Annotated in this window: 16 protein-coding genes; 13 read left to right on the forward strand and 3 right to left on the reverse strand. The window is 73.3% G+C overall.

Going from position 1 to position 16,336, the window contains the following annotated elements:
- Positions 1–63: 63 nt before the first annotated feature.
- The 7 genes from GA0070614_RS25990 (at position 64) to GA0070614_RS26020 (ending at position 6,815) form a co-directional block, all read left to right on the forward strand.
- Positions 64–1,101, forward strand: a complete 1,038-nt coding sequence (locus GA0070614_RS25990) for an aminotransferase class V-fold PLP-dependent enzyme (RefSeq protein WP_088978415.1) — start codon at positions 64–66, stop codon at positions 1,099–1,101.
- Positions 1,102–1,446: 345 nt separating this feature from the next.
- A complete protein-coding gene (locus GA0070614_RS25995) occupies positions 1,447–2,208 on the forward strand; it encodes an ABC transporter ATP-binding protein (protein WP_088979676.1) in 762 nt (253 codons plus the stop codon).
- Positions 2,195–2,887, forward strand: coding sequence for an ABC transporter ATP-binding protein (locus GA0070614_RS26000; protein WP_088978416.1), 693 nt, complete (start codon positions 2,195–2,197; stop codon positions 2,885–2,887). Before GA0070614_RS25995 ends, GA0070614_RS26000 begins: the two co-directional genes overlap by 14 nt.
- Positions 2,888–2,934: 47 nt before the next feature.
- Positions 2,935–4,185, forward strand: coding sequence for an ABC transporter substrate-binding protein (locus GA0070614_RS26005; protein ID WP_088978417.1), 1,251 nt, complete (start codon positions 2,935–2,937; stop codon positions 4,183–4,185).
- A 37-nt stretch (positions 4,186–4,222) separates the two neighbouring features.
- The gene (locus tag GA0070614_RS26010; RefSeq protein WP_088978418.1) at positions 4,223–5,104 is read left to right on the forward strand and encodes a branched-chain amino acid ABC transporter permease; all 882 of its coding nucleotides are present in this window, start codon (positions 4,223–4,225) and stop codon (positions 5,102–5,104) included.
- The gene (locus GA0070614_RS26015; protein ID WP_088978419.1) at positions 5,101–6,117 is read left to right on the forward strand and encodes a branched-chain amino acid ABC transporter permease; all 1,017 of its coding nucleotides are present in this window, start codon (positions 5,101–5,103) and stop codon (positions 6,115–6,117) included. Before GA0070614_RS26010 ends, GA0070614_RS26015 begins: the two co-directional genes overlap by 4 nt.
- 77 nt (positions 6,118–6,194) lie before the next feature.
- The gene (locus GA0070614_RS26020) at positions 6,195–6,815 is read left to right on the forward strand and encodes a transcriptional regulator (protein ID WP_231933390.1); all 621 of its coding nucleotides are present in this window, start codon (positions 6,195–6,197) and stop codon (positions 6,813–6,815) included.
- Positions 6,816–6,886: 71 nt separating this feature from the next.
- Here the strand turns inward: GA0070614_RS26020 and GA0070614_RS26025 are convergent, their stop codons facing one another.
- Complete coding sequence (locus GA0070614_RS26025; RefSeq protein WP_088978421.1) at positions 6,887–7,480, reverse strand: hypothetical protein; 594 nt, start codon at positions 7,478–7,480, stop codon at positions 6,887–6,889.
- Positions 7,481–8,284: 804 nt separating this feature from the next.
- Between GA0070614_RS26025 and GA0070614_RS26030 the strand changes: the two genes are divergently transcribed.
- Positions 8,285–9,850, forward strand: a complete 1,566-nt coding sequence (locus GA0070614_RS26030) for an MFS transporter (protein WP_088978422.1) — start codon at positions 8,285–8,287, stop codon at positions 9,848–9,850.
- Positions 9,851–9,861: 11 nt separating this feature from the next.
- On the forward strand, positions 9,862–10,470 hold the full coding sequence (locus GA0070614_RS26035; protein ID WP_088978423.1) for a TetR/AcrR family transcriptional regulator: 609 nt from the start codon (positions 9,862–9,864) through the stop codon (positions 10,468–10,470).
- A gap of 3 nt (positions 10,471–10,473) precedes the next feature.
- On the opposite strand, the gene GA0070614_RS26040 is transcribed toward GA0070614_RS26035, so the two are convergent.
- On the reverse strand, positions 10,474–12,390 hold the full coding sequence (locus GA0070614_RS26040; protein WP_088978424.1) for a helix-turn-helix domain-containing protein: 1,917 nt from the start codon (positions 12,388–12,390) through the stop codon (positions 10,474–10,476).
- 14 nt (positions 12,391–12,404) lie between these two features.
- Positions 12,405–13,187, reverse strand: coding sequence for a 3-hydroxybutyrate dehydrogenase (locus GA0070614_RS26045; protein WP_088978425.1), 783 nt, complete (start codon positions 13,185–13,187; stop codon positions 12,405–12,407).
- A gap of 264 nt (positions 13,188–13,451) precedes the next feature.
- Between GA0070614_RS26045 and ruvC the strand changes: the two genes are divergently transcribed.
- The 4 genes from ruvC to yajC all read left to right on the forward strand — a co-directional run bounded on the left by ruvC (position 13,452) and on the right by yajC (position 16,185).
- Positions 13,452–13,979, forward strand: a complete 528-nt coding sequence (gene ruvC / locus GA0070614_RS26050; RefSeq protein WP_088978426.1) for a crossover junction endodeoxyribonuclease RuvC — start codon at positions 13,452–13,454, stop codon at positions 13,977–13,979.
- The gene (gene ruvA, locus GA0070614_RS26055; protein WP_088978427.1) at positions 13,976–14,578 is read left to right on the forward strand and encodes a Holliday junction branch migration protein RuvA; all 603 of its coding nucleotides are present in this window, start codon (positions 13,976–13,978) and stop codon (positions 14,576–14,578) included. The genes ruvC and ruvA overlap by 4 nt, the downstream gene beginning before the upstream one ends.
- A gap of 58 nt (positions 14,579–14,636) precedes the next feature.
- Complete coding sequence (gene ruvB, locus GA0070614_RS26060) at positions 14,637–15,701, forward strand: Holliday junction branch migration DNA helicase RuvB (RefSeq protein WP_088979677.1); 1,065 nt, start codon at positions 14,637–14,639, stop codon at positions 15,699–15,701.
- A gap of 118 nt (positions 15,702–15,819) precedes the next feature.
- Complete coding sequence (yajC, locus tag GA0070614_RS26065; protein ID WP_088978428.1) at positions 15,820–16,185, forward strand: preprotein translocase subunit YajC; 366 nt, start codon at positions 15,820–15,822, stop codon at positions 16,183–16,185.
- The last annotated feature ends 151 nt before the right edge of the window (positions 16,186–16,336 follow it).

Here is a 16,336-nt window from a genome sequence, read left to right on the forward strand (position 1 = left end):
CCGGGCCACCACCACCGGATTGGCGCTGACGGTCGTACCCGGGCCGTCGGTAGCGTCGGCGGCATGGAGCTGGAGCAGGCGCAGAAGCTGTGGCAGCCGGAGCCCGGGTGGCTCAACACCGCCAGCTACGGGCTGCCCCCGGAGCCGGCCTGGACGGCGGTGCAGGAGGCGATGGCCGACTGGCGGGTGGGGCGTACCTCCTGGGAGGCGTGGGGGGAGGCGGCCGAACGGTCCCGCGCCGCCTTCGCCGGCCTGGTCGGGGTGCCCGTGACCGACGTGGTCATCGGCAGCGTCGTCTCGCAGCTGCTCGCGCCGGTCGCCGCGGCGCTGCCCACCGGGGCGCGGGTGGTCGTCCCGGAGGTCGAGTTCACCTCCAACCTCTTCCCCTGGCTGGTGCAGGCCGAGCGCGGTGTCGAGGTCCGCACGGTGCCGCTCGCCGGGCTGGTCGACGCGATCGACGCCGGCACCGACCTGGTGGCGTTCAGCCTGGTGCAGTCCGCCGACGGCACGGTCGCCGAGTACGAGAAGGTGGTTGCCGCGGCCCGCGCGCACGGCGCCCTGGTGGTGGTGGACGCCACCCAGGCGTGCGGCTGGCTGCCGTTCGACGCGGGCCTGGCCGACGCGGTGGTCGTCGGGGCGTACAAGTGGTTGATGGCGCCGCGCGGGGCGGCCTTCGGCTACCTCGCGCCGGCGCTGCGCGAGCGGCTGCGGCCCGACGCGGCGGGCTGGTACGCGGCCGTGGACCCGCACTCCTCCTACTACGGCCCGCCGCTGCGGCTGGCCGACGACGCCCGCCGCTTCGACATCTCCCCGGCCTGGTTCTGCTACGTCGGAGCCGCGCCCGCCCTGGAACTGCTCGCCGAGGTCGGCCTGCCGGCGGTCCGCGACCACGACGTGGCGCTGGCCAACCGGTTCCTCGCCGGCCTGGGCCGCCCGCCCGGCGACAGCGCGATCGTCACCGTCGAGGTGCCCGGGGCGCAGGAGCGGCTGGCGCGGGCCGGGGTGCGGGCGGCGGTGCGCGCCGGTCGGGTCCGTGCCTCCTTCCACCTCTACTCGACCGTCGACGACGTCGACCTCGCGCTCGACGCGCTCACCGGCTGAGGCGTCGATCCGGCGGCTGACGCCGCGATGAGTTTCCGGCCGCCGATCGGTCCACCCTCGTGGCGCGTGGCTGCGGCCGGCATCGACCGGCCGGTGGACCGTGCGCCACGGGTGGCGGCGCCACATGTCGCCACCCATCGGTGGCCGTCGACCCCTTGCGCCGGCCGCCAACGGGGGCTGACGGGCCCGTCCCTGTGGGGGACGGGCCCGTCCGTGCCGGTCCGAATGTGTGTCCGATCGACATGGCTCGACTCCCGGCGCGCGCCGTAGGTTTCCTGCACGCGACGGCCCTGTGACCCCGGTCACCGACCCGGCCGTCGCGGTGGACCTGCGGAGGTGGCGGCCATGGCCGGGCAAGCGCTGCTGGCGGCGCGCGGACTGACCCGAGACTTCCGGGGCTTCCGCGCGGTCGACCACGTCGACCTCGACATCGCCCCGGAGAGCGTGCACGCGCTGGTCGGCCCGAACGGCGCCGGCAAGACCACGCTGTTCAACCTGCTCACCGGCTTCCTGCCGCCGACGGCCGGGACGATCACGCTGGCCGGCCGGGACGTCACCGGCCTGCCGCCGGAGCGGGTGGCCCGGCTCGGCGTCGCCCGGTCGTTCCAGATCACCAGCCTCTTCCCGCAGCTGTCCGCGCGGGAGCACGTCGAGTTGGCGTTGCAGAGCCCGAGCGGGCTCGGCTGGCGGTTCTGGCGCTCGGCGACGCTGATGCGCCGCTACCGGGACCGCGCCGACGAGCTGCTGGACATGGTCGGCCTCGCCGGGCTCGCCGAGGCCCCGTCCGAGGCGCTGGCCTACGGCCGCAAGCGCGCCCTGGAGCTGGCCATCGCGCTCGCCCTCGACCCGAAGGTGCTGCTGCTCGACGAGCCCACCGCCGGTATGGGGCTGGAGGACGTCGACCGCACCGTCGAGCTGATCGCCACGGTCCGGCAGGGACGCACGGTGGTGATGGTCGAGCACAACATGAGCGTGGTCGGCCGGCTCGCCGACACCGTCACCGTCCTGCAGGCCGGCACGGTCCTCGTCGAGGGCCCGTACGAGCAGGTCCGCGCCGACGAGCGGGTCATCACCGCCTACCTGGGAGCCGCTGATGCTGCGCATTGACACCCTCTCCGCCTTCTACGGCGAGGCACAGGTGCTGCGGGAGGTGAGCCTGGACGTGGCCGCCGGTGAGGTGGTCACCCTGGTCGGGCGCAACGGCGCCGGCAAGTCCACCCTGCTGCGCTGCGTGATGGGGCTGCACCCCGGCCAGCGCGGCACGATCGAGCTGGACGGGCGGGACATCAGCCGGCTGCCGGCGTACAAGCGGGCGCGGGCCGGCCTCGGCTGGGTCCCCGACGACCGTGGCGCGTACGCCACCCTCAGCGTCACCGAGCACCTGACGCTGCCGCCCCGGGTCGGCCCCGACCCGTGGCCCCTGGACCGGGTCTACGAGGCGTTCCCCGCCCTGTACCAGCGGCGCGACTCGGCGGCGACCATGCTCTCCGGCGGCGAGCAGCAGATGCTCGCCCTGGCCCGGGTGCTGCGGATGGGTGCCCGGCTGCTGCTCTGCGACGAGCCCACCGAGGGGCTGTCGCCGCTGCTCGTGCAGCAGGTCGGCGACCTGCTGCGGGAGGCCAAGCAGCACGGCGTGACCGTGCTGCTGGTCGAGCAGAACCTGCACTTCGCCACCGGCGTCGCCGACCGGCACTACCTGCTGGCCGAGGGACGTGTCGTGGAGGCGTTGGCCAACTCCGAGGTGCGCTCGCGGGAACGCGAGCTGTTGGCGTACCTCGGCATCTGAATCGACGGCTGACCCGCGCCGATTGCGCGCGGTACGAAGGGGATGACATGCGTCAGAGCGTGGGTGTGGCCGCCGCCTCGGCGGCGGTGCTGCTGGTGGCCGGCTGCGGCGGCGGTGGCCCGCAGTCCGGCGGCGACCAGAAGCTGACCGGCGACAAGATCGTGCTGGGGGTGCTCAACGACCAGTCCGGGGCCTACTCGGAGCTGTCCGGGCGCAACTCGGTGACGGCGGTGGAGATGGCCATCGCCGACTTCAAGGCCCGGCACGGCGACAAGGCGGTGACCACGAACATCAGCGTCGAGACCGCCGACCACCAGAACAAGCCGGACGTGGCCAACGCCAAGGCCCAGGAGATGTACGACCGCAAGGGCGTCGACCTGATCCTCGACGTGCCCACCTCGTCGGCGGCGCTGAAGGTCGCCGACGTGGCGAAGGAGAAGAAGAAGCTCTACTTCAACATCGGCGCGGCGACCACCGAGCTGACCGGCAAGAGCTGCAACCGGTACACGTTCCACTGGGCGTACGACACGTACATGCTGGCCAACGGCACCGGCAAGACCACCACCGAGCAGATCGGCAAGAACTGGTACATCCTCTACCCGAACTACGCCTTCGGCCAGGACATGGAGAAGAGCTTCTCCGCCGCCATCACCTCGGCCGGCGGCACGGTCGTCGGCAAGGACGGCGCGCCCTTCCCGAACACCAGCGGCGACTACTCGACGTTCCTGCTCAAGGCCCCGACGCTGAACCCGAAGCCGCAGGTGCTCGGCACCATGCAGGCCGGCGCCGAGCTGGTCAACGTGGTCAAGCAGTACAACGAGTTCAAGCTGCGGGACAAGGGCGTCGGGCTGGCCGTCGGGCTGATGTTCCTCACCGACATCCACTCGCTCACCCCGACGGCGCTGGCCGGCACCACGTACACCGACGCCTGGTACTGGAACTTCGACCAGCGCAACCGGGAGTTCGCCGACCGGTTCCAGAAGGAGACCGGCACCCGGCCCACCTTCGCCCACGCGGCCAACTACTCCGCCGCCACCCAGTACCTGGAGGCGGCGCAGGCCGCCGGCACCGACGACGCCGACGCCGTCGTCGAGGGCCTGGAGGGCAAGACCGTTGACGACGTCTTCCTGCGCAACGGCAAGATCCGCGCCGAGGACCACCGGGTCGTGCACGACGCGTACCTGGCCCAGGTGAAGCCGCAGGCCGAGGTCAGCGAGCCGTGGGACTACGTGAAGGTGCTCAAGACCATCCCCGCCGCGGAGGCGTTCCGCGCGCCGTCGCCGGACTGCAAGCTGTGAACGCGAGGAGTGAGCCGGTCCGAGCGAGGGTGACACCGTGACCGGATTTCTGCAGAACACGTTCAACGGGTTGGTGAGCGGGGCGTTCTACGCCCTGCTCGCCCTCGGGCTCGCGGTCATCTTCGGCATGCTGCGGGTGGTCAACTTCGCCCACGGCGCGTTCTACATGCTCGGCGCGTTCGGGGCGTACGTGCTGCTCAGCGAGGCCGGCGTGCCGTTCTGGGCGGCGCTGGTGATCATGCCGCTCGGCCTCGCCCTGGTCGGCATGGCGCTGGAGCGGGCGGTCATCCACCGGCTCACCCGACTCGATCCGCTCTACAACTTCCTGCTCACCTTCGGCCTGACGCTGATCCTGCAGGACCTGGTCAAGACCCGGTACGGCGTGCAGTCCAGCCCGTACGCCACCCCGGCCGAACTCGCCGGCTCGGTCGACTTCGGGCTCTTCGACTTCCCGACCTACCGGGTCTTCATCCTCGGCTTCGCCCTGCTGCTCTGCGTCGCCGTCTGGTGGGTGCTGACCCGTACCCGGATCGGCATGGTGGTCCGGGCCGCCACCGAACGGCCGGAGCTGACCCGCGCGTTCGGCATCGACGTCGGGCGGTGGGTGACCCCGGTCTTCGGCTTCGGCATCGGCCTGGCCGGTCTCGCCGGGGTGCTCGCCGCGCCGATGCGGGCGGTCAACCCACTGATGGGCGCCGACCTGATCATCGTGGTCTTCGCGGTCGTGGTGATCGGCGGGCTGGGCTCCATCTTCGGCTCGGTCGCCGCCGGCTTCGGCATCGGCCTGGTCCAGGCGTGGGGCGAGGCGTACCTGTCCGAGTTCCCGATCGTGTCCCAGACGATCGTCTTCGTCGTGATGGCCGCCGTGCTGCTCTGGCGGCCGGCCGGGCTGTTCGGCCGTGAGGAGGCACCGGCATGACCAGCACCGTCGACACTCCGGCCGAGGCGGGCCGGCCGGCGCCGCCGTCGGGGCTGCTCGCCGTCGCCCGGGCGCCGGGCTGGGTCCGGTACGCGCTGCTCGCCGCCGGTCTGGCGGTGGCCCTCTGGCTGCCCAACGGGCTCTACCCGGCGGTGGCGGTGGACATCCTCTGCTGGGCGCTCTTCGCCGTCTCGGTGGACCTGCTGCTCGGCTTCACCGGGTTGATGTCGTTCGGGCATGCGGCCTTCTGGGGCAGCTCGGCGTACCTCACCGGGCTGGTGGCCGTCCACGCCGGCCTGCCGTTCCCGGTCGCGGTGCTGGCCGGCGCGTGCGGCGCGGCGGCGCTGGCGCTGCCGATCGGCTACCTGGCGGTGAAGCGGACCGGCATCTACTTCGCGATGGTCACGCTGGCCTTCGCGCAGATGGTCTACTACGTCGCCAACGAGTGGCGCTCGGTCACCGGTGGCGAGAACGGCCTGCAGGGCGTGCCCCGGTCGCTGTTCGGCCTCGACCTGACCGACGACTACTACTTCTACTACGCGATCCTGCCGATCGTGCTGCTCGGCCTGGCCGCCGCCTGGCGGATCGTGCACTCGCCGTTCGGCCGGGTGCTGGTCGGCATCCGCGACAACCCGGCCCGGGCCCGCGCCCTCGGCTACCCGGTGCACCGCTACAAGTTGACCGCGTTCGTCCTCTCCGGCTTCATCGCCGGGCTCGGCGGCGGACTCTTCGCCGTCGGGCACCGCTTCGTCTCGCTCGACGTGCTGCACTGGACCACCTCCGGCAAGGCGGTCATCGTGGTGGTGCTCGGCGGCATCGGCACCCTCTGGGGCGGCGTGCTCGGCGCGGCGGTGGTGGTCCGGCTGGAGGACTGGCTGTCGTTCTCCGGATTCGAGGCCATCGGCCTGGTCACCGGAGGTATCTTCGTCCTCGTCGTGCTGCTGTTCCGGCGCGGGATCTGGGGCAGCGTCGCCGCGTTGGTCCTGAGGTGGTCGGCCGCCCGGCGCAGATAATCCCGCCCCGGCGCATCCGAACCGGGCCGCCCCGACGAACCCCCTGGTAGTGACCACTCACCCGGGGGGTACGTCTGGTGTTGACACGTCCGATGCCGGCCGACGCGGTGCAGGAGGCGCGCAAGCGGCTCGCCGCCGCCGCGGAGGACCTCGACGCCAACCGGGTCGCCGCGCTGGTCCTGGAGTTCGTCGCCGCGTCGGGCGTCGCCGCGGTGTGGGAGCAGTTGTGCGTGCCGCTGCTGGCGACGCTGCACGGGCAGACCCCGGGCGAGATCGCCGTCGAACACGCGCTCTCCGAGGGGGTACGCATCGGCCTGGACGTGCACCGGCGCGATCCGGGCCGGCCGTTGCGGCAGGACGGGGTGCTGCTGGCGGGGGCCGAGCACGAGGCGCACTGCCTCGGGCTGCACGCCCTCGCCGCGGCGCTGCGTGAGCAGGGCAGGGGTTGCCTGCTGCTCGGGCCGTCGCTGCCCTGGGCGGCGCTGGCCTCCGCCGTGGTCCGGGCCCGCCCGCGCGCCGTGCTGGTCTGGTCGCAGACCCCGCTCACCGGCCGCGCGTACCGCCTGGTCCGCTTCGGCCGCGACTTCCCCGGGGTACGCGTGCACGCAGCGGGTCCGGGCTGGATCGAGCCCTTCCCGCCGCCCTCGATCCGCCTGACCACCTTCTCCGCCGCCCTCAGCGCCTGCGCCGCCCCCTGACCCGTCGCCGGATACGCCGCTGGCCGGCACCCCCTGCTCGGGGTGCCGGCCGGCGTGCGTGTGTATGTGGGTCAGCTGTTCCAGTGTTCGGCGACGAGGTCGGCGGCCTGCTGCTCCCACTGGGCGTAGTGGAAGGGGTAGGCCGAGACCTGCACGGTCTGGGCGGCCTTGGTCAGCGGCATGTCCTGCCAGCCGTCGACCTGCTTGAGGCCCTTGAGGAAGGCGAGGGTGGAGTACTCGGGGTCGGTGATCTGCTCGACCGTGCCCCAACCCGAGCTCGGGCGCTGCTGGAACAGGCCCTGCGAGTCGTGGTCGTTGCGCTCACCCAGGTGGCCGAGGTTCTCCAGCTTGGACTCCTGCAGGGCGGTGGCGATGGCGACCACGGCGGCGCGTTCGTCCATGCCGGCCTTCTTCGTGGCGGCGATGATGGCCTTGGTGTTGGCGATCTGCTCGTCGGACAGCTCGATGCGCGACTGCTGGCCCTGCACGCCGTGCGGGATCAGCGTGCTCTTGTCCACGGCCGGCTTGTCGGCCTGCACTGCCACCGCGGCCGGCGTCGTCTCGACCGGAGTACCGGTGTCGTGGTTCAGCGGGCCGGCGGCGAGGCCACCGGCGACGGCGAGACCAGCGATACCCAGAACGCTCTTCCGCATGATGGTGTTCATCAGACAAGCTCCATTCGGGGGGTCGACACACACGCGCGTCGTGGGGGACGACATCGCGTGCGGGCACCTCGACAGGCGCTCAAAGTCCTTGGGGGCCCGGCAGCACAGGCGACACAGGTTCGCGGCGCCGGGACCATGTGCAACGACCGCCCACCGGCCGGCATTCCGACCCACGCGATCCGCCTCGGGCCTGGCAGCGGGGGGTGCTGCTGCGGTCGTACAGAGGGTGTAACGACCCCGCCCCGGCCACCATTCCCCGGTCACGCCCGGCTCCCGGTCGGGGGTGGAAGCCGTGTCCGGAGTAGCCATCGGTGTCCGGATCCGGGTGACCCGCGTCCGGGTCGGGGTGACGCGTCGTGGGGGTCGGTCGCCGGTGGCGGATTCGGCGGTCGTCGCCGCGCGGTGACGGTCGTTCGCCGGACAGGTGTCGGTGGCGACCGAGCCCGGGGACCGTGCGGACGCTACGGACCTGACCGCACGGATGGATCAGGCTCCCGCCGGCGGATCCGGGCCTGAGCCACATGTGCGATCAAGTCCGTAGCGGTCGGACAAGGGTCGGCGGCGGGGCGGGCGCGCTTCGGGCACTCCGGGAGATGCCCCGGGACCAGCCGGCTGCCGAGCATGAGGTCGACGGGCGGGCGATCGGCGAGGGGCGCCGTACCGCTCGGGGAGGGACGGTGACGCCCACCACATCAGATACGGAACGGTTCCGTATCGGAAAGGTGGGACCTATGCTCAGGCGCATTACGAGTCAGACCCGTATCGTATTTGGCGCGTGCGGGTGCACCGGGGGGAGAACCGGACATGGAACCGCACGGGAACACCGGACATCCGAGACGATGGGCGATCCTCGGGGTGCTGGTCATCAGCCTGCTCGTCGTCGTCCTCGACAACACCATCCTCAACGTCGCGCTGCGCACCCTCGCCGACCCGGTGCACGGCCTCGGCGCGAGCCAGGGCGAGCTGGAGTGGTCGATCAACTCGTACACGCTGGTCTTCGCCGGGCTGCTGTTCACCTTCGGCGTGCTCGGCGACCGCAACGGGCGACGCCGCTTCCTGCTGATCGGCCTCGCGCTCTTCGGCCTGGCGTCGCTGCTGTCGGCGTACGCCCAGAACCCCGCGCAACTGATCGCGGCGCGCGCGCTGATGGGCGTCGGCGGCGCGGCGATCATGCCGGTGACCCTGTCGATCATCTCCAACGTCTTCGACCCCCGGGAGCGGGCCCGGGCGATCGGCATCTGGGCCGGCGCGGTCGGCCTGGCGGTGGCGATCGGACCCATCCTCGGCGGCGCGCTGCTGGAGAACTTCTGGTGGGGCTCGGTCTTCCTGATCAACCTGCCGGTGGTGGCGATCGGCCTCGTGCTGGTCGCGGTGCTGGTGCCCGAGTCGCGTGACCCCCACCCGGGGCGCGTGGACCTGCTCGGCGTGCTGCTCTCGGTGGTCGGCCTGGTCGCCCTGACCTACGGCATCATCGACGGCGGCGAGCACGGCTTCGGCCGTCCGGTCGTCTGGGCGGCCATCGTCGGCGGCCTGGCGGTGCTGGCCTGGTTCGTCGCCCACGAGCGGCGCAGCGACCACCCGTCGCTGGACGTCCGGCTGTTCCGGGTGCCCCGCTTCGCCGCCCCGGTGGCGATCGTCGGACTGGTCTTCTTCGCCGCGATGGGCGTGCTCTTCTTCAGCTCCTTCTACCTGCAACTGGTCCGTGGCTACAGCCCGCTGGAGACCGGCCTGCTCTTCCTCCCCTTCGCCGGCGCCCAGCTGGTCTTCGCGCCGCGCAGCGCGGCGATGGTCCGCCGCTACGGCGGCCGGGCCGTCGCGGTGGTCGGGCTGGCGTTGACCACGGTGGCCCTCGGCGCGCTCGCCGTCGTCGGCGAGACCACGCCGATCTGGGTCGTCCTGCTCTTCTTCTTCCTCCAGGGCGCCGGGATGGCCAACATCATGCCGCCGGCCACCGAGTCGATCATGTCGGCGCTGCCCCGGGAGAAGGCCGGCGTCGGCTCCGCGGTCAGCAACACCATCCGTCAGGTCGGCGGCGCGCTCGGCGTGGCCGTGCTCGGCTCGGTGCTCTCCGCGCTCTACCGCGCGGACATCGCCACCGCCGTCGACGCCCTGCCCGCCCCGGCCCGGGAGGCCGCCACCGAATCCATCGCCGGGGCGTACGCGACGGCCGCGCAGCTCGGCCCGGCCGGGCCGGCGCTGATCGCGGCGGCCAACGAGTCGTACGTCTCGGCGATGCACTGGGCGGCGGGGCTCGCCGCGGCGGTGGCCGCCCTGGGCATCCTCGTGGTGCTGCGCTGGATCCCCGGCCGGGCGGCCGAACCGGCCGCCACGTCGGTGCTCGGCGAACGGGAGTTGGCCGGAACCGCGTAGGTTCGGGGACAATGTCTGACATGACTTCCACTGCCGATGCTCCGCGGTCGCCCGGCCGGCCGCGGAGCGTCCGCGCGGACGAGGCCATCGTCGAGGCCACCCTCGACCTGCTCGCCGAGGGCAGCACCGTCGAGGCGCTGTCCATCGAGGCGATCGCCGCCCGCGCCGGCGTCGGCAAGGCCACCATCTACCGGCGCTGGCCGGGCAAGGACGCCCTGCTGCTGGACGCGCTGCGCCGGCTCAAGGGGATCGTGCCGCAGCCCGCGGGCCACTCCGTCCGCGACGACCTGGTGCTGCTGGTCGGCGCCGTCGGGCACCACATCGACCCGCGCGCCCGGAAGATCATGCCGTGCCTGGTGCCCGAGGTGAACCGGAGCCCGGACCACTTCCAGCTCTACCAGAACATCATCGAGCCCCGCCGGCAGCTCATGCGTGAGGTGCTGCGACGTGGCGTGCGCGACGGCGACCTGCGTGCCGATCTGGACATCGAGCTGACCATGGCACTGCTCACCGGGCCGATGCTGATCCAGCGGATGCTGCGCTGGCACCCGGAGCTGGACGACCGGATCCTGCCCGAGAAGATCGTCGACGGGGTGCTGGAGGGCATCCGCGCCCGCTGAGGATCAGCCCGGCGACCGCAACCGGTGCAGCCGCAGCGCGAGCTGCACCTCCAGCGCCCGCTCCGGCTTCTGCCAGTCCGCGCCGAGCAACTGGCCGACCCGCTCCAACCGCTGGGTGACCGTGTTGACGTGCACGTGCAGCTGCTCGGCCGCCCGGGCCAGGCTGCCGCCCACCCCGAAGTACGCCTCCAGCGTCCGCACCAGCGCGGTGCCCCGCCGCGCGTCGTAGTCCACGACGGGCCCGACCGTGGCGGTGAGGAACCGGGCCACGTCCTGCTCGCCCTGGTCGCCGACGGTGCCCAGCAGCAGCCCGACGAAGCCCAGCTCGGCGGTGCTCGCCCCCTCACCGGTGCGCCCCAGCGCCCCGAGCGCGGTCAGGCAGCGGTCCGCCTCGGTGAACGTGGTGGCCAGCGCCGCCGGCCCCGAGGTCGGCCCGCTCGCCCCGGCGGTCACCGGACGGCCGGTCACCCGGGACAGGTCCCGGGCCACCGCGCGGGCGCTGCCGCCCGCGTCCCGACCGGGCAGCATCAGCACCACCCGGCCGTCGCGGGCCGCGGCCAGGCCACCCCGGGTCGAGGCGTACGTGGTGGCCCAGGAGAGCACCCGCTGCCGGGCGGAACCGGTCGCGGCGATCGCGTCGTCGCCGACCGCCACCAGCACGTGCGGCGCGTCCAGGTCGACGCCGAGGCGGCGGGCCCGACTGCGCAGCGCGTCGGTGTCCCGCAGCGGCCGGGCGATCAGGTCGTCGAGCAGCTCGCCCCGGACCCGCCCCTCGGCCTCGGCCACGGTACGGCGGAACAGCAGCAGCAGCGCCGTCACCAGCGACGCCCGCTCCAGGATCCGCTGGTCGGCGTCGACCAGCTCGCCGTCGGGGCGCAGCACCAGCGCCCCCAGGTTCTCCGCGCCGGCGACCACGGCGGCGTACCAGAGGGTGCCCCGGCGCACGCTGCGCCCCTCCGTACGCGAGGCGGCCACCGCCTCCACCAGGTCGGCCCGGTCCGGCTCGCCGATCTCGCCGACCCGGGCCAGCAGCCGGCCCTCGGCGTCCAGCGCCAGCAGCGCCCCGCCGAGCACCTCGGTGACCGCCGCCGCCACGTCCTCCATGCCGCCGCCACGCAGCACCAGCGCGGTCATCCGGTCGTGCGCGGCGGCGGCCCGCTCCACCGACGTGCTGTGCGCCCGGATGGTGGTGTTCGCCGCCGACAGCTCCGCCAGCGCCGAGCGGGTCTCGGCCAGCAGCCGCGCCGTGTCGATCGCCACCGCGGCGTGCGCCGCGAGGGAGACCAGCAGCGACACCTCCTCGCGGGCGAACGGCCGGGCCGACCGGTTCGCCGCGTAGAGCACCCCGATCACGCTCGACCCGAGCCGCAGCGGCACCCCGAGGATCGCCACCAGGCCCTCCTCACCGACCCCGGCGTCGATCTCGCCGGTGTGCCGGAACCGCTCGTCCTCCTGGTAGTTCGCGGTCACGTACGGGGTGCCGGACTGCGCCACCAGGCCGCCCAGCCCGTCGCCCATCTCCAGCCGCAGCCGCTGGAACTTCGCCGAGATCGAGCCGTCGGTGACCCGCATGTACGTGTCGCCGCGCTCCTCGTCGTTGAGCGTCATGTACGCGACGTCGGCGCCGAGCAGGTGCCGGGCCCGGTGCACGATCGCCCGCAGCACGTCGTCCAGGTCGCGCAGGCCGGCCAGGTCGCTGGCGGTGTCGTACAGGCCGGAGAGTTCGCTCTCCCGGCGGCGGCGGCGCTCCAGCAGGCCGCGTACCCGCAACGCGACCACCTTGGCGTGCTCCAGTTCGGCCAGCCGCTCCGGCGGCAGCCCGGCGGCCCGGGCGGCCACCAGCGGTCCCTCGAACTCGACCGCCGCGGCCTCCCGGGCGAGCAGTTCCAGGAACTCCACCGGCGACGACATGACGCTCATTGTGCGGGCAGCCACTAGTTCGCCGTCCAGCCCCCGTCGAGGGCGATCGACGAGCCGGTGATGAACGCCGCGGGCGGCGAGCAGAGGTACGCCACCAGTTCGGCGACCTCCTCCGGTTCGATCAGCCGCTTGATCGCCGCCCGGGCCAGCATGATCTTCTCGACCACCTCGTCCTCGCCGATGCCGTGGGTGGCCGCCTGGTCGGCGATCTGGCTCTCCACCAGCGGGGTGCGCACGTACGCCGGGTTGACGCAGTTGGCGGTGACGCCGTGCGCGGCGCCCTCCAGGGCCACCACCTTCGACAACCCCTCCAGGGCGTGCTTGGCGGAGACGTACGCCGACTTGTACGGCGACGCGCGCAGCCCGTGCACCGAGGAGATGTTGACGATCCGGCCCCAGCCCCGGGCGTACATGTGCGGCAGTGCGCGGCGGATCAGCCGGAACGGCGCCTCCACCATCACCCGGTGCAGGTGGGTGAAGCGTTCGGCGGGGAACTCCTGCACCGGCGCGACGTGCTGCAGGCCGGCGTTGTTGACGACGATGTCCACGTCGGCGTCGATCCGGTCCACCGCCGCCGGGTCGGCCAGATCGACCCCCTCGGCCCGGCCCCCGGCCTCGGCGGCCACCGCCTTGGCCGCCTCGACGTTGCGGTCCACCACCAGCACCGCCGCGCCGGCCGCCGCCAGCCGCAGGGCGCAGGCGCGTCCGATGCCGCTGCCACCACCGGTCACCAGGGCGCTACGACCGGACAGGTCGACGCGTACGACGTGGGGGACCGCCACGGGTTCTGCCGTCATGGCGCAAGAAGTTACGAGCTGTGTGGCCGGCGGCACATGGGGCGGCGACACATACTCCGCCCCGGGTCTGTGTGGACCTCGGCCCGGCGACCGGCGTCGGCCCGGCTCCACCGGCCGGAACGGCACCGTCACAGGGGCGTGCCATGCTGCCGGCACGCGCCGCCGGCCTCTCGGCCCGCGCGGCGTGTCCCGGACGGCGGCCGTCGGCGGGCACCAGTAGGGTGTCGAACACACGTACTGCTGGCGGCTGGGGGAGGAGGCGGCGTGCGCGTGCTCGGCGTCGACCCGGGGCTGACCCGGTGCGGAGTCGGCGTGGTCGAGGGCGTGCCGGGGCGGCCCTGCACCCTCATCGCCTACTACGTCGTCTACACCGACCCCGGCGACGACCTGCCGCTGCGCCTGCTGCACCTGGACCGCTCCCTGACCGACCTGGTCGCCGAGCACCGGCCGGACGCCGTCGCCGTGGAGCGGGTCTTCAGCCAGCACAACGTCCGCACGGTGATGGGCACCGCCCAGGCCAGCGGGATCGCCGTGCTCGCCGGGGCACGCGCCGGCCTGCCCGTGCAGACGTACACGCCCAGCGAGGTCAAGGCGGCGGTGACCGGTTCCGGCCAGGCCGACAAGAAGCAGATGACCACCATGGTGACCCGGCTGCTGCGGCTGCCCGAGCCGCCGAAGCCCGCCGACGCGGCCGACGCCCTGGCCCTGGCCATCTGCCACGTGTGGCGTGGCGGCACGCGGTCCAAGATCGCCGCCGCCGCCGACCGGGTACGACGAGGAGGAGCGCGATGATCGCCAGCGTGCGCGGCACGGTGACCGCGACCGGTCCCGACCACGCGGTGGTGGAGGTCGGCGGGATCGGCCTGGCGGTGCAGTGCGCCCCCGGCACCCTCGCCGAGCTGCGGGTGGGCCAGCCGGCCCGGCTCGCCACCAGCCTGGTCGTCCGGGAGGACTCGCTCACCCTCTACGGCTTCGCCGACGACGACGCCAAGCAGCTGTTCGAGCTGCTCCAGACGGCGAGCGGGGTCGGTCCCCGGCTGGCCCAGGCGGTGCTCGCCGTGCACACCCCCGACGCGGTCCGCAAGGCGATCGCCAACGCCGACACCGCCGCCCTGACCCGGGTGCCGGGCATCGGCAAGAAGGGCGCCGAGCGCCTGGTGCTGGAGCTGCGCGACCGGATCGGTCCGGTGCCGGTCGGCGCCGACGGCGCGGCCGGGGTCACCGGTGGGGCGTGGCCCGAGCAGGTCCGTCAGGCCCTGGTCGGGCTCGGCTGGACGGCCGCCCAGGCCGACCAGGCGGTGGCGGCGGTCGCCGAGACCGTCGACGGGGAGACCCCGCCGGTGCCGGTCCTGCTCAAGCAGGCCATCCGGCTGCTGGGCCGGACCCGATGACCGGCGTGCGGACCGAGTCGGTGCGGTGGGCCCGGCGGCCGCGGACGCGGGGCGCCTCATGACCGGCGACGGTCTGGTCTCGGCGTACGCGGACGACGCGGAGCGGGACGCCGAGGCCAGCGTCCGGCCGAAGCGGCTCGACGAGTTCATCGCCCAGCACCGGGTCCGCGACCAGCTCGACCTGCTGCTCCAGGGCGCGATGCGGCGGGGGTCGCCACCCGACCACATCCTCCTCTCGGGCCCGCCAGGCTTGGGGAAGACGACGTTGGCCAACATCGTCGCCGCCGAGCTGGGCGCCGGCATCCGGGTGACCAGCGGCCCGGCGATCGAGCGCTCCGGCGACCTGGCGGCGATCCTGACCAGTCTCGCCGAGGGCGACGTGCTCTTCATCGACGAGATCCACCGGATCGCCAAGCCGGCGGAGGAACTGCTCTACAGCGCGATGGAGGACTTCCGGGTCGACGTGGTGGTCGGCAAGGGGCCGGGGGCCACCGCCATCCCGCTGGACGTCGAGCCGTTCACCCTGGTCGGCGCGACCACCCGCTCCGGGCTGCTCACCGGGCCGATGCGGGACCGGTTCGGCTTCGTCGCGCACCTGGACTTCTACTCCCCGGCCGACCTGGAGGCGCTGCTGCACCGCTCGGCCCGGATCCTCGGCGTGCCGATCACCGACGAGGGCGCGACCGAGATCGCCGGCCGCTCCCGGGGCACGCCCCGGATCGCCAACCGGCTGCTGCGCCGGGTCCGCGACTACGCCGAGGTCCGGGCCGAGGGCGTGGTCACCCTGGAGACCGCCCGGGCCGCGCTGACCGTGTACGACGTCGACGCGCTCGGCCTGGACCGGCTGGACCGGGCGGTGCTGACCGCGCTGGTGGACTCGTTCCGGGGCGGGCCGGTCGGGCTCTCCACCCTGGCCGTGGCGGTGGGGGAGCAGCCGGACACCGTGGAGGAGGTCTGCGAGCCCTTCCTGGTCCGGGCCGGCCTGCTGGCCCGTACGCCCCGGGGCCGGGTCGCCACCGAGGCGGCCTGGCGTCACCTGGGTCGTACGCCGCCAAATGGTACATTTGGCGCTGATGCCTCGCCCGTGCCCGATCTGTTCTCCGCCGCGCCCGATCAGCCGTGATCCGAACGTGATCTGCACCGCATTCGGCGTTCTCAGGCGCAGGGATTAGACTCGCCGCGGTCTGTACAGGATGTGAGAATCCGCCTCCGCTCCGGCGCTTCGTGCCGGTCGGGGGCCAATGGGAAGGTCGCACACCGTGCTTTACGCAGCACAGTCCGGCGGAGGCGCCGGTGGTCTGACGCCGATCATCATGATCGCCCTGCTCTTCGGGGTCATGTACTTCATGATGATCCGGCCGCAGCAGAAGCGCCGCCGCGAGGCCGAGGCCATGCAGAAGGCGCTCGCCCCCGGTGACGAGGTCGTCACCATCGGCGGGCTCTACGGCACGGTCACCGGGGTGGACGACGACACCGTGCTGCTCGAGGTGGCCCCCGGCGTCCAGACCCGCTACGCCCGGCCGGCGATCGCCCGGGTGGTCAAGCAGGCCGAGCGCGCCGAGACGACCGAGCCGGTCGCCGAGGACGCGGACGCCGTCAAGGAGTGAACGCCGCGCCCGCCCTCCCGTGCGGAGGGCGGGCGTGACGTGACAACTGGATAGGTGGGCCGGCGTCCGACGCCGGCACGCGCGACCGTCCGTACGACGCCCCCGCGTCGGCGGTGGGCCGCCGTGCCGACCGCGGGTTCCGGCCCCGGAG

Source organism: Micromonospora coxensis (genome assembly GCF_900090295.1).
Classification (GTDB): domain Bacteria; phylum Actinomycetota; class Actinomycetes; order Mycobacteriales; family Micromonosporaceae; genus Micromonospora; species Micromonospora coxensis.